Below are 12,466 nucleotides of genomic sequence, written 5' to 3'. Positions count from 1 at the left end.
TTTTGCTGACGACCCTTGCCAGCGCGGCGCTGCTGGCAGCGTGCGGTAATGCCGGCGCGGGTACACCGGCGGCTTCTGCGTCTGCGGGGGCCCCTGCCTCAATTTCTTCTGTTGCCGAGACCCCTGCTGCGGAGACTGCTGCCATGAGCCCGACGGCCTTCACCTCCATTGATGGCAAGCCGATGGACCTTGCGGGCCTGAACGCGAAGGCGATCCTTGTGGTCAACACCGCCTCGCGCTGCGGGTTCACCGGGCAGTATGCGGGCCTGCAGGCATTGTATGAGGCCCGCAAGGATGACGGGCTGGTGATTGTGGGCGTGCCGTCGAACGATTTCGGCGGGCAGGAGCCGGGCACCGAGGAGGAAGTGAAATCCTTCTGCGAGATCAATTATGGCGTGACCTTCCCGCTGACACGCAAGTATGAGGTGACGGGCGAAGGCCAGCATCCCTTCTACCGCGCGGCAATCGACGCGCTGGGCCCGGATGCGCAGCCGAAATGGAACTTCCACAAGGTGCTTGTGTCGGGCGATGGCACGCCGCTGAAGGCCTATTCCTCGCGGGTGACGCCGGATGATGCCGGCCTTGCGGCCGATATCGAGGCTGCGCTTCGGGGCTGAGCCCGGCCCGGGCTTGACGAATGCCCACACGAGGCGCCTTACTGCGCGCGCACTGCACTGCACAAAAAACTTCAGGAAGGAACGCGCCTCATGTCCGAGAAAGATCCGGTTGTTATCGTTGGTATGGCTCGCACGCCGATGGGCGGCCTCCTGGGGGAGCTTGCGAGCTTCTCTGCCAATGAGCTTGGCGCTCATGCCGTGAAGGCCGCCGCCGCCGAGGCAAAGCTGGACGCGGGCGAAGTGGACGAGATCATCATGGGCAACTGCCTGCCGGCCGGACAAGGCCAGGCCCCGGCCCGCCAGGCCGCGATCAAGGCCGGGCTCGACAAGAAGACCGAGGCGGTCACCATCAACAAGATGTGCGGCTCGGGCCTCGAAGCAGTGATCATGGGGCGCAATGCGCTGCTGGCCGGGGAAGCCAATGTGATCGTGGCAGGCGGCATGGAGTCTATGACCAATGCGCCGCACCTCGTCACGCTGCGCCAGGGCCACAAATATGGCGCTGCGACCGCGCGTGACCATATGGCGACCGATGGCCTCGAGGACGCCTATCAGGGCGGGCCGATGGGCAATTTTGCCGACATGATCGCCCGCGAATACCAGTTCACCCGCGAGCAGCAGGACGCCTATGCGCTGGAAACGCTGAAGCGGGCGCAGGACGCCACCAGGAACGGCAAGTTCAAGCGCGAGATTGCGCCGGTAACGGTGAAAACCCGCAAGGGCGAAACAGTGATCGACACCGACCAGCTGCCGCGCGAAGCGATGCCGGACAAGATCCCGACCCTCAAGCCCGCCTTCAACAAGGACGGCACGGTGACGGCAGCGAACGCGTCGGCGATTTCCGATGGCGCGGCGGCCGTTGTTCTGATGCGCGAGTCCGAAGCCAAGAAGCGCGGGCTGAGCCCGATTGCGAAAATCGTCTCGGCTTCCAGCCATGCGCATGAGCCGGAATATTTCACCACAGCTCCGGTCGGCGCCGTCGAGAAGACGCTGAAGAAAGCCGGCTGGAAGGCTGAGGATGTCGACCTCTGGGAAGTGAACGAGGCGTTTGCGGTCGTCCCGATGATCGCGATGAAGGAACTCGGCCTCAGCCATGACAAGGTCAACGTGAATGGCGGGGCCTGCGCGATGGGCCATCCGATCGGCGCGTCCGGCGCCCGCGTGCTGATCACGCTGCTGGCCGCGATGGAAGACCGCGGCGCGAAGAAGGGCGTTGCAACGCTCTGCATCGGCGGCGGCGAAGGCATCGCCATGGCGGTCGAGCGGGTGTGATCCCGGAGTCGTTTACTGCGCATTTCCGCGAACAGGCGGGCTTCTGCCGGTTTCTCGGGTCTCCGTTCATGGAGGGGCTTTGCCTCACCATGGCCCGTGATATCGAGGCGGGCGGACCCGTCGCGCGGCTGGTGAACGGCTGGCCGGGCGATCCGCGCCGGGATGCGGTGTCGCTGCGTATTGCAGGCTACCTGCACCATTGCGTGCTGACGGGCACGGCTGCAGAGCTTGCGGCGGCCTATCCGGCGGCGAATGCCGGCTGGACGATGGAGACCGTCTGGCCGGTGGCACGGGACTGGCTGGCGCGGAATGAGGACGCGGCGCGCGCCTTCATGGCGTCCCCGCCGCAGACGAATGAAACGCGGCGGGCGATTGCCCTGTTGCCGGGATTCCTGAAGGCGGCGGCGCGGTTTCCGGGGCCGATGCACCTTTTTGAACTGGGCGCGAGCGCCGGGCTGAACCAGTGCTGGGACCGGTTTCACTATCGCACGGAGACATGGCAGCGCGCAGGCAGCAGCGATGTGATGATTGATACGGACTGGCGCGGACCGCCGCCGGAGCATCTGGACGCCGCCATTGAGGTGGCGAGCCGCGCCGCCTGCGACCAGAGCCCGGTGGATGTGACCGATCCCGCCGCCGCGATTCGGCTGAAATCCTATGCCTGGCCGGACCAGCCGGCACGGCTGGCACGGATTGATGCGGCGATTGGGCTGGCCCGCGAGGCAGGCGTGAAGGTGGAAAAGGCGGATGCAGCCGAGTGGCTGGCGGCCAAGCTGGCAGCGCGGCCTGAAACCGGGCTGACGCTGGTCTTCCATTCAGTGTTCCTGCAATACCCGCCCGCAGACACGCAGAAGGCGCTGCGGGCCATGATTGCCGAGGCAGGGGCGGCGGCGACAGAGGCGCGGCCCCTGGCCTGGGTGTGCGTGGAGCCGGGATTCCTGTTTGACGACAGCGCGCTGACCGAGGTGAACCCGAACCTGATGGTCAGCCGGTATCAGGCCTGGCCGGGCGGTGAGCTGCGGCATTTCCTGACGGCGGACGGACACATTACCCGGGCCCAGCCCCTGCCCTGACAAGTGATTTATCGAATTGGCTGATCCCCTGCCGCGCGAATATCGGCTAGAACCTACATGTGAAGGGGAATTGGCCGATGACGGAAGACTATTACAGCCTGCCGCCGCCCGAGAAGAAAAAGGGCTGGCCAGCGGAGCGCTGGGCGCTGCTGCTGTTCCTGCTGCTGCTGCTTGCGATCTGGCCTACCGTGTGTTCGCTGCGCAGTGTGCCGGAAAGTACGCTGGTGAGTTCGATCCCGCCTGCACCGGTCGCGGCGCCAATCGAGCGCGCGGCGATCCCGGCGCCAATGCCAGAACCTGAGCCTGAGCCAGAGCCCGCACCTGTCATTGAGGAAGCGGACGATCCCGATGGCCTGCCTGCCTCGGCGGGATCTGAAGAAGTCCCCGAAGTGATTGAAACGGCCGAAGAGCCCGCCGCAGAGCCGGAGATGTTCGCGAGCGCGCGCTGGCGCGAGGTGGCGGCATTCAGCGGCGCAGACCCGGCAGGGCGCGAAGCAGAGTTCACTGCCTATGTGCTGGTCAGCGAGCAGACCTGGACCTTTGCACGGGCCGATGAGCTGTTCGCTGCCGGAATGGGCGAGCCGGTGGAGACGGCGTTCGAGACGCTGGACCTGGGGCCGGCGGTGTGTTCGCTGACGCGGGTGATCGCGGTTGGCGCGGCTTCGGTGGAGGGCACGCCGGAGCGCAACACCTGGCTGTCGCGCGCGCGGGGCGAGGCGCTGCGCACGGCGATCGAGGCAAACCTGGCCTGCGAGGACAGCCCGGTTGACGGGCGGGTGCTGGACCTTGGCTATTCGACGGCGCGCATCCCCTGCCCCGCCGGCGAGGCGCTGTGTCCGGACCTGACGGCGCCGCAGCGGTCGGTGGCGATGATCCTGGCGCGCGCGGAGGATCCGGAGACGGACATTGGCGCGGCCTTGCGCGCGGGCGTGCAGGCGATGGAGGCGGCAGGCGAAGACGTACTGCCGGGTGTACGCGTCAGCGAGTATTCAGGCTTTGCGACGGGGTTTGACCGGCTGTGAGGCCAGCCCTCACGGGTTCAGTCGCTCGACTTGCTGCTCGACTGGCGCACGAGGGCGAGCGGCAGGGCGGTCGTCTTCTTGGCGACGCGGATGACGATGCGCGACTGGACATCCGAGACGAGCTTGGAGCCGAGCAGCTTGTCGCGCAGGAAATTGTCATAGGCGTGCATATCCGTGGTGATGATGTGCATGGCATAGTCGACCGCGCCGGTGACGGTCATGCATTCGACGACCTCCTGCCAGTCCTGCACGAGGGCCTCGAAGGCTTCGAGATTCTCCTTGCTGGGCAGGGCGAGCTTGACGCTGGCGATCACCTCGAAATTGAGGCCGAGGGCGTTATTGTCGATCAGGGTGACGCGGCCCTTGATGAAGCCGGCCTCTTCCATACGCTTGATGCGCCGCCAGCAGGGGGATGAGGACAGGCCGACCCGGTCCGCGATTTCGGCGACGGACAGGCTGGCATCATGCTGGATCAGGTCCAGAATCCGGGCGTCGATGGCGTCTAGTTCCTGGGTCAACTCTACCTCGTTTGCGAGATGTATTGGAATAATTTTCCAATGATTAGCCATTATCCCGCAAGATAGGCAAGCATTTTCACGCGATTTCCTGAACAATATGCCGCAAACCCCCGGAGGATCGCCCGCTATGCAGCATCGTGAAGTTACGCTGGACGACAAATACGATCTTGTCGAGGGCAAGGCTTACATGACGGGGATCCAGGCGCTGGTACGCCTGCCGCTGGACCGCAAGCGGATGGACAAGGCCGCCGGCCACAATACAGGCGGGTTCATCTCCGGTTATCGCGGCTCGCCGCTCGGCGGATATGACCAGCAGCTGCGCGCGGTGCAGAAGCTGCTGGATGCGCATGATATCCGCTTCTGGGAAGGGTTGAACGAGGACCTTGGCGCCACGGCGGTCTGGGGCTCGCAGCAGCTGGGCCTGTTCCCGGGCGCGAAGTTCGATGGGCTTTTCGGCATCTGGTATGGCAAGGCGCCCGGCGTCGACCGGACGGGTGATGTGTTCAAGCATGCGAATGCGGCGGGCACATCGGCGCTCGGCGGCGTGCTGGCGGTGGTCGGCGACGACCACAATTGCAAATCTTCCACCCTGCCTTCGCAATCTGAATTTGCGATGATGGATGCGGAGATCCCGGTGCTGAACCCGGCCTCGATCCAGGATGTACTGGATTATGGCATCCATGGCTGGGAGATCAGCCGGTTTTCCGGCGCGTGGACCGGCCTTGTGGCGCTAGCCGATACGATGGATTCCGGCGCGGTGGTGGATGTGAGCCTGAAAAGGCTGAGCATCGTGCGCCCGGCTTTCAAGCTGCCCGAGGATGGGCTGCACATGCGCCGGGGCGACGTGCCGCTCGCCAAGGAAGCGCGGCTGCGCCAGCTGAAACTTCCCGCCGCGCAGGCCTATGTGCGCGCCAACCGGCTGGACCATGTGATCGTACCCTCGCCGCAGCCGCGGATCGGCGTGATCGTGACCGGGCAGGCGGCGCGCGATGTGTTCGAGGCGCTCGCCGCGATCGGGCTCACCCCGCAGGAAGCCGGGGCGCTGGGGCTGACGATCTACAAGGTGGCGATGCCGTGGCCACTGGAGCCTGAAGGCATGCGCGAATTCTGCGCGGGCCTCGAGCGCGTGGTTGTGATCGAGCACAAGCGGCCGCTGATCGAGGATCAGCTGAAGGCGGCGCTCTATGGCCTGCCGGACGGGCGCCGGCCGGTCATCGAAGGCAAGCGGGACTTGAATGGCGCGCCGCTGCTGTCCGACATCGCCTCGCTGACGATTCCCGAGATTGCCCATGCGCTGGTGCGCATCCTGCCGGGCGGCTGGGACAAGAGCCGCGCCGACGCCTATTTCGAGCGCGTGAGCGCAGCGGGCGCGGCGGCGCGCACCAATGCCTCGCCGACGCTGCGCAGCCCGCATTTCTGCTCGGGCTGCCCGCACAATACGTCCACGGTCGTTCCCGAGGGGAGCCGGGCGCTGGCGGGCATCGGCTGCCATTACATGGCGAACTTCATGCCGGACCGGAAAACCGACATGACGAGCCAGATGGGCGGCGAAGGCGTTGCCTGGATCGGCCAGCACTGGGCGACGGATGAGGGCCATGTCTTCGTCAACCTGGGCGACGGGACCTATTCGCATTCGGGGAGCCTTGCGATCCGTGCGGCGGTCACCTCCGGCGCGAACATGACCTACAAGATCCTCTACAACGACGCTGTCGCGATGACGGGCGGCCAGTCGGTCGAGAGCGGGCAGACGCCTTCGCAGATTGCCCGGCAGGTCGAGGCTGAGGGCGTCAAGACGATCCGTATCGTGACGGAAGACCCGACGCGCTATGCCAATGTGAAGGACCTGCCGCGCAGTGTGAAGATCTGGCACCGCGACCATCTGGAAGACGTGCAGACAGAACTGCGCGCGACACCGGGCGTGTCAGTCATCATCTATGACCAGATGTGCGCGACGGAGAAGCGCCGCCGCTCCAAGCGCGGCATGATCCAGCCCGACCGGGTACGGACGATCATCAATACCGAAGTCTGCGAAGGCTGCGGGGATTGTTCGGTGAAATCGAACTGCCTGTCGGTGGAACCGGTGGAAACAGAGCTTGGCCGCAAGCGGCGGATCAACCAGTCGAGCTGCAATACCGACCTTTCCTGCCTCAAGGGCTTCTGCCCGAGTTTCGTGACCATCAAGGATGGCGAGCCCGCCTGGGAAGACCAGCCGAAGCTGGATTTCAATGCCGATGGCCTGCCCCTGCCCGAGACGCCGAGCCTGGCGCAGCCCTGGAATGTGCTGTTCACCGGGGTGGGCGGCACGGGTGTGACGACGGTGGCGGCTGTGCTGGCGATGGCGGCGCATGTGGACGGGCACGCAGCCTCCTCGCTCGACATGACGGGCCTGGCGCAGAAGGGCGGGCCGGTGCTGAGCCATCTGCGCTTTGCGCGGGAGCCGGAGATGATCTCGACCGGCCGGGTGCCGCCGGCAAGCGCGGACCTGATCATTGGCTGCGACCTGGTGGTGGCAGCGGCGGGCGACGCGCTGAACCTGATGGACCCGGCGCGGACGGCAGCGTTTGCAAATTCCGATGTGACGCCGACATCCGAATTCATCCGTAACCGGTCAAAGCGGTTCGAGAGCGACCTGCTGGCCGCGCGGGTGAAACGTCAGGCGGCGGAGTTTGCGGCGTTTGATGCCGAGGCGCTGGCGGTCGGATATCTGCATGATGCGATCTACACCAACATGATCATGGTGGGGTATAGCTGGCAGAAGGGCAAGGTACCGGTGACCCTGCGCGGGCTTTACCGGGCGATCCGCCTCAACGGCACCAAGGTTGAGGACAATATGGCCGCGTTCAATATCGGCCGCCTCGCTGCAGCGGCGCCGGAACGGCTGATGCCGCAGCGAGACCCGCGCGGAGAGGTTGTCCAGAAGACGCTGGACGAGCTGATCGAGGACCGCACGGCGCGCCTGACGGGATACCAGAATGCCGCCTATGCAGAGCAGTATCGCGCGCTGGTTGCCGAGGTGCGGGCTGCGGAAGAGGCTGCGGGCCTTGGCGAGGGGCTGAGCCGGGCGGTCGCCACCTATGCCTACAAGCTGATGGCGTACAAGGACGAGTATGAAGTCGCCCGTCTCTATACGGACGGAAAGTTCGAGGCCTATCTGAAGAGCCAGTTCAAGGGCGGGGAGCTGCGCTTCTGGCTGGCGCCGCCGATGATCTCGAAGAAGGACAGCCATGGCCACCTGACCAAGAAGCGGTTCGGCGCGTGGATGTGGACGGGTTTCCGCATCCTGGCGAAGTTCAAGGGCCTGCGCGGCACACGGCTCGACATTTTCGGCTATACCGAGGAGCGCCGGATGGAGCGGGGCTTGCGAGATGATTACCTCGCCAATATGCGCCGCATCGCGAAGGAGCTGACGGCGGCAAACCATGCGCTCGCCATCGAGATTGCGCGCGTGCCGGACGAAATCCGCGGCTTCGGCCATGTGAAGGAAGCCGCCGTGGAGAAGGCGAAGGCGCACGAGGCGGAGCTGTGGGCCGGCTGGCCGGAGGGCAAGGTGCCGAGGCCGAAGACGACGCTGCTGGCGGGCTGAGCGTCAGGCCACCGGTTCGACCACAACATCAATGACCTTGCCGCGCCGGCTCATGCGCTGGACCTCGCGTTCGAGATCCTTGGCCTTGATGATCTTGGACTCGCTGCGCGTGGAGTTGCGGCCACGCTGATAGGTGATTGTCAGGCGGACTTCCTGGTCTGGCCCGTCGAGAAGGTCGCCTGTGACGCGGACGGCCTGGCCGCCGACATAGATGAGGCCTTTGCCGCCAGCTTCCAGCACGTTGCCGGCAAGTCTGATCGGGGCCGTGACGATGGCAGCCGCCACGCAGCCGGAGAGCGCCGAGGCAAAGACGAGTGATGAGGCAAGAAGAACGGCGCGCATGGGGATCTCCGGTAAGGCGCGCCCAGTATAGCGGGCGAAGGGCTTACCGGCGCCTTACCGTTCATCCACGCGCGAGGGCATCCTCGATCAGCTTCGCGGTTTCGGACACGCCGTAGAGCGCGGCGAAGCTGCCGAAGCGGGGCCCCTGCTCCTGCCCGAGGAGCACTTCATAGAGCGCCTTGAACCAGTCGCGGAGGTTTTCGAAGCCGTGATCCTTGCCGACGCTGAAGGTCAGTGTCTGCAGGTTTTCGCCGGTCGGTTCGCCGTCGAAGGCGGTGAGGCGGGCGGCAAGGTCGGCCATCGCGGCGCGTTCCTGATCCGTCGGCGCACGGAAGGTTTTCGCGGGCAGCACGAAGTCGCGATAGTAGCGCATGGCATAGCCGGCGAGCTCGTTCAGGAGCGGATGGGTCTCCGGCGAGGCCTGCGGGGCATAGCGGGTGATATAGGCCCAGAGCTGGGACACATCGGTGGGGTTTGCGACGGCGACGAGATTGAGCAGCAGCGCGAAGCTGACCGGGCTTGCCCCTTGCGGCGGGCGGCCGGAATGGATGTGCCAGACAGGGTTTTCGAGCTGCGCGGCGGCCTCTTCCTGCGGGAATTTTTCGAGGAAGGTCAGGTATTCATCGACTGTTTTCGGGATCACGTCGAAATAGAGTTTCTTGGCGACACGCGGCTTCTGGAACTGGAACAAGGCGAGGCTCTCATCCGGCGCATAGGCGAGCCACTCCTCGACCGAGATGCCATTGCCTTTCGTTTTGGAGATTTTCTCGCCTTTCTCGTCCAGGAACAGTTCGTAGACATATTGTTCCGGCGGGCGGGCGCCGAGGATGCGGCAGATCTTGGAATAGATGGGCGCGTTGGCCTGATGGTCCTTGCCGAACATTTCAAAGTCCACGCCGAGCGCGGCCCAGCGCATTCCGAAATCGGGCTTCCATTGCATCTTCACCGCGCCGCCGGTGACCGGGAGTGTAACATCGGTGCCGTCTTCATCGGCGAAGGTGATCTCGCCGCGCGCAGCATCGACTTTCTTCATCGGCACATAGAGGACGCGGCCTGTGGACGGACTGATCGGCAGGAAGGGCGAATAGGTGGCGCGGCGCTCCTCCCCCAGTGTCGGCAGCATGACATCCATGATCGCCTGGTATTTCTCCGCCGCGCGCAGGAGCATCGGATCGAACCGGCCGGATCTGTAGCAATCGGTTGCCGACAGGAATTCATACTGGAAGCCGAACTGGTCGAGGAAGGCGCAGAGGCGCGCATTCATGTTGCGGCCATAGGAGTCGTGCGTGCCGAAGGGATCGGGCACGACGGTCAGCGGCATCTGGAGGTAGGCTTCCAGCGCCTTTGGGTTCGGCACGGTGTCGGGGATCTTCCGCATACCGTCCATATCGTCGGAGACGCAGATGAGGCGTGTCTGATACTTGCCGCCGGTCAGCACCTCGAAGGCGTGGCGTACCATCGTCGTGCGGACGACTTCGCCGAAGGTGCCGATATGCGGCAGGCCCGAGGGGCCATAGCCGGTTTCGAAGATGACCGGCGCGTCCGGCGCCCGCTCGCCGGCGTTCACCTGCTCGGCGACACGCTTCTCCAGCGCGCGGGCGAGCTCAAAAGGCCAGGCCTTGGCGGATTGGGCGAGGTTGGACAGGTCGGTCATCGGTCTCTCTTGTTCTTTTCTCAGATCAGAAACGGAGGAAGCCGGCGTTCGCGCGATAGCAACGCCGGCTTACCCGCCTGATCCGGAATGTCAGGGCCTATCTGAAAACGTCCGGGTTGTTGAGACGCTCGTGAATGGGCCATTTGGCAAAGGCCAGATAGAGAAATGCGCCCAGGTTGACCAGTGGCACCAGCATCAGCAGCGACCAGGCGCCATTGAACCCCGCCTTGCTCCAGATTTTCCAGTACGCGACGATGAACAACGCGATGATCGCGAGATAGACGACCATCGCCACCAGAAACACGCCGCCAAATTCAGCTTCCATTGCAGCCTCCCAAGTTTTCCGAACCGGAGTCCTAGGTCGGAACACTACGCGCCACAATGCTGATCTTAGGATCCGCAGCCTCAGAATGTCGAAAATACTTTACATGTCAAAAATCTTCGACTATCTGTCGATGTAAGGTATTTTTGACACGGTTGGAGAGAATTCATGGCAGGTGCGTTTCGGGATGCTTCGTTTCGGGAGAAGACGGCCTGGGCGATGGCGGTGCTGCTGACGGCGGCGGGGGCGTTTTATGCCTGGGAAGTGGGCGGGGCGTGGCTGGCTGGAGCTGCGGCGCCGCCGCCCTCGATCAAGCTCGCCTGGGTGTATGTGTTCATCGTTGTGGCCGGGGCGATCATTTCCATGTCGACGCTGGGCGCATCCGACCCCAAGGGCGCGGACCAGGCGCCGGATGAGCGCGAGCGCGTGATCCAGGACCGGGCGGGCAACTGGTCCGGCTATATCCTGGCGGCGGGCGTGATCGGCGGCCTCCTGCATTATTATGTCCACCGCGACGGCAACCTGTTGTTCCATGCAGCGACGGCGGGGCTGATGCTGTCGCAGATCGCGGAATATGTGTTCCAGATCACCCTGTACCGGCGCGGGGTCTGAGCCATGGCGAAGCCCCCGCCGATTACAAATCGCATCCGCGAGCTGCGCGAGGCGCGAGGCGGCATGAGCCAGGCGACGCTGGGCGACGCTGTGGGCGTGACGCGCCAGACGGTGATCGCCATCGAGCAGGGCAAATACTCCCCTTCCCTCGAGACGGCGTTCAGGATCGCGCGGGTGTTCGGGCTGGGGCTGGAGGCGGTGTTCGGCTGGGAGGGGCCGCCGCGCGAGGGGGCGCCGGCAGCAGATTAGAACAGCGGGCTGATTCCTTGAATCATCCCGATGCTCTAAGTCTTTGAATTGTCGCGGCGTTTTTCCGAAAATCGGTTCCCACTTTTCGGAACGCCGCTCTAACGATCCGTAAAAATCCTTATTGACACTCATTCGCAACTCATGCAAATGGTTCGCATGATCATTTGCATCTGTAACCGCATCAATTGCCGCTCTGTCCGCGAGGCTGTGGACGCCGGCGCGCGCAGCCCCGGCGCGGTGCAGGCGCATCATGGCTGCCGGTTCAATTGCGGCAAATGCTCCGGCGCGATCAGCGAGCTGATCGCCGAGGGCGCAGAGCGGGCAAGCGCCACCCTGCCGATGGTCGCGGCGGAGTAAGTCCGGCGCCTGCGCCAATACCCTGAATTTGCATGAACAAGGCGGCGCGGCCCGCAGCCCCCTGCATAGTTGCAGCGCTGCAAGTGTGTCGCACTTGCATATGCAATTGATTTTATTGGATTTTTTGTTGCCGCGCGCGCGTGAGTCGCTTATATCCCGGCTGAACTCGCCCATTCCAGACACCCCCGAGGAGACCGCCCATGCAAGGCGACAAGAAAGTCATCGAATTCCTGAACCTGGCGCTGAAGAACGAGCTGACGGCGGTGAACCAGTATTTCCTGCATTCGCGGATGCTGATGGATTGGGGCGTCACCAAGCTCGGCAAGTATGAATACAAGGAATCGATCGAGGAGATGCATCACGCCGACTGGCTGATCCAGCGCATCCTGTTCCTTGGCGGGCTGCCGAACCTTCAGGACCTCGGCAAGCTGAACATCGGCGAGAGCGTGCAGGAAATTCTCGAATGCGACCTGAAGCTAGAGAACATTGCCATCCCGCTGCTGCGCGATGCGATGGAGCATTGCGAGAAGGTGCGTGACTATGTGAGCCGCGACCTGTTCGGCAAGATCCTCCACAATGAGGAAGAACATGTCGATTACATCCAGACGCAGTTTGCGCTGATCGAGCGGATCGGTATCGAGCGGTACACGCTGCTGCAGGCGGAAGCGAACGAAACCAATAGTTGACATTCGATCTGACGACGGATCGTTTTCCAATATAGTCCGTACACACACTTTATTGTGTGCAGGCTATATTGTTGTGGAAAATGGGTTGATCCCCACAACGAATGCCGCTTTAGCTGCAGGGGAGGCATATTGCCTCCGCCAATGCATTCGTGACTGTTC

13 protein-coding genes are annotated in these 12,466 nt (G+C 63.9%); 9 read left to right on the top strand and 4 right to left on the bottom strand.

What is annotated here, in order from left to right; translation table 11 throughout:
* The first annotated feature begins 143 nt into the window (after nt 1-143).
* The 4 genes from ACK4SV_RS13795 to ACK4SV_RS13780 all read left to right on the top strand — a co-directional run bounded on the left by ACK4SV_RS13795 (nt 144) and on the right by ACK4SV_RS13780 (nt 3,984).
* On the top strand, nt 144-617 hold the full coding sequence (locus tag ACK4SV_RS13795) for a glutathione peroxidase (protein ID WP_409918423.1): 474 nt from the start codon (nt 144-146) through the stop codon (nt 615-617).
* A gap of 90 nt (nt 618-707) precedes the next feature.
* Nucleotides 708-1,889: a thiolase family protein gene (locus ACK4SV_RS13790; RefSeq protein WP_409918422.1), complete on the top strand. Its 1,182-nt coding sequence runs from the start codon at nt 708-710 to the stop codon at nt 1,887-1,889.
* The gene (locus tag ACK4SV_RS13785; RefSeq protein ID WP_409918421.1) at nt 1,886-2,962 is read left to right on the top strand and encodes a DUF2332 domain-containing protein; all 1,077 of its coding nucleotides are present in this window, start codon (nt 1,886-1,888) and stop codon (nt 2,960-2,962) included. The genes ACK4SV_RS13790 and ACK4SV_RS13785 overlap by 4 nt, the downstream gene beginning before the upstream one ends.
* A 77-nt stretch (nt 2,963-3,039) precedes the next feature.
* Nucleotides 3,040-3,984 carry a hypothetical protein gene (locus ACK4SV_RS13780; RefSeq protein ID WP_409918420.1) on the top strand — a complete coding sequence of 315 codons (945 nt, stop codon included), beginning with the start codon at nt 3,040-3,042 and terminating at the stop codon, nt 3,982-3,984.
* A 17-nt stretch (nt 3,985-4,001) separates the two neighbouring features.
* On the opposite strand, the gene ACK4SV_RS13775 is transcribed toward ACK4SV_RS13780, so the two are convergent.
* Entirely contained in the window at nt 4,002-4,502 is a 501-nt protein-coding gene (locus ACK4SV_RS13775; RefSeq protein ID WP_409918419.1) for an Lrp/AsnC family transcriptional regulator, read from the bottom strand.
* 127 nt (nt 4,503-4,629) lie between these two features.
* On the opposite strand from ACK4SV_RS13775, the gene ACK4SV_RS13770 reads away from it, so the two are divergent.
* Complete coding sequence (locus ACK4SV_RS13770; protein WP_409918418.1) at nt 4,630-8,085, top strand: indolepyruvate ferredoxin oxidoreductase family protein; 3,456 nt, start codon at nt 4,630-4,632, stop codon at nt 8,083-8,085.
* A 3-nt stretch (nt 8,086-8,088) separates the two neighbouring features.
* On the opposite strand, the gene ACK4SV_RS13765 is transcribed toward ACK4SV_RS13770, so the two are convergent.
* From ACK4SV_RS13765 to ACK4SV_RS13755, 3 genes are all read right to left on the bottom strand, one after another.
* The gene (locus ACK4SV_RS13765) at nt 8,089-8,427 is read right to left on the bottom strand and encodes a hypothetical protein (protein WP_409918417.1); all 339 of its coding nucleotides are present in this window, start codon (nt 8,425-8,427) and stop codon (nt 8,089-8,091) included.
* 61 nt (nt 8,428-8,488) lie between these two features.
* The gene (locus ACK4SV_RS13760; protein ID WP_409918416.1) at nt 8,489-10,081 is read right to left on the bottom strand and encodes a lysine--tRNA ligase; all 1,593 of its coding nucleotides are present in this window, start codon (nt 10,079-10,081) and stop codon (nt 8,489-8,491) included.
* 97 nt (nt 10,082-10,178) lie between these two features.
* Nucleotides 10,179-10,406 carry a hypothetical protein gene (locus ACK4SV_RS13755; protein ID WP_409918415.1) on the bottom strand — a complete coding sequence of 76 codons (228 nt, stop codon included), beginning with the start codon at nt 10,404-10,406 and terminating at the stop codon, nt 10,179-10,181.
* Between the two features lie 165 nt (nt 10,407-10,571).
* Here ACK4SV_RS13755 and ACK4SV_RS13750 point away from each other — a divergent pair, with 165 nt between their 5' ends.
* The 4 genes from ACK4SV_RS13750 to bfr all read left to right on the top strand — a co-directional run bounded on the left by ACK4SV_RS13750 (nt 10,572) and on the right by bfr (nt 12,307).
* A complete protein-coding gene (locus ACK4SV_RS13750) occupies nt 10,572-11,015 on the top strand; it encodes a hypothetical protein (protein WP_409918414.1) in 444 nt (147 codons plus the stop codon).
* Between the two features lie 3 nt (nt 11,016-11,018).
* On the top strand, nt 11,019-11,264 hold the full coding sequence (locus ACK4SV_RS13745; RefSeq protein WP_409918413.1) for a helix-turn-helix transcriptional regulator: 246 nt from the start codon (nt 11,019-11,021) through the stop codon (nt 11,262-11,264).
* 156 nt (nt 11,265-11,420) lie between these two features.
* Entirely contained in the window at nt 11,421-11,621 is a 201-nt protein-coding gene (locus ACK4SV_RS13740) for a bacterioferritin-associated ferredoxin (RefSeq protein ID WP_409918412.1), read from the top strand.
* 200 nt (nt 11,622-11,821) lie between these two features.
* On the top strand, nt 11,822-12,307 hold the full coding sequence (gene bfr / locus ACK4SV_RS13735) for a bacterioferritin (RefSeq protein WP_409918411.1): 486 nt from the start codon (nt 11,822-11,824) through the stop codon (nt 12,305-12,307).
* Nucleotides 12,308-12,466 lie beyond the last annotated feature (159 nt).

Origin of the sequence: Hyphomonas sp. (assembly GCF_046313735.1) — a bacterium.
In the GTDB taxonomy this organism is placed as follows: Bacteria; Pseudomonadota; Alphaproteobacteria; order Caulobacterales; family Hyphomonadaceae; genus Hyphomonas.
This window is presented reverse-complemented; position numbering and strand designations above follow the sequence as displayed.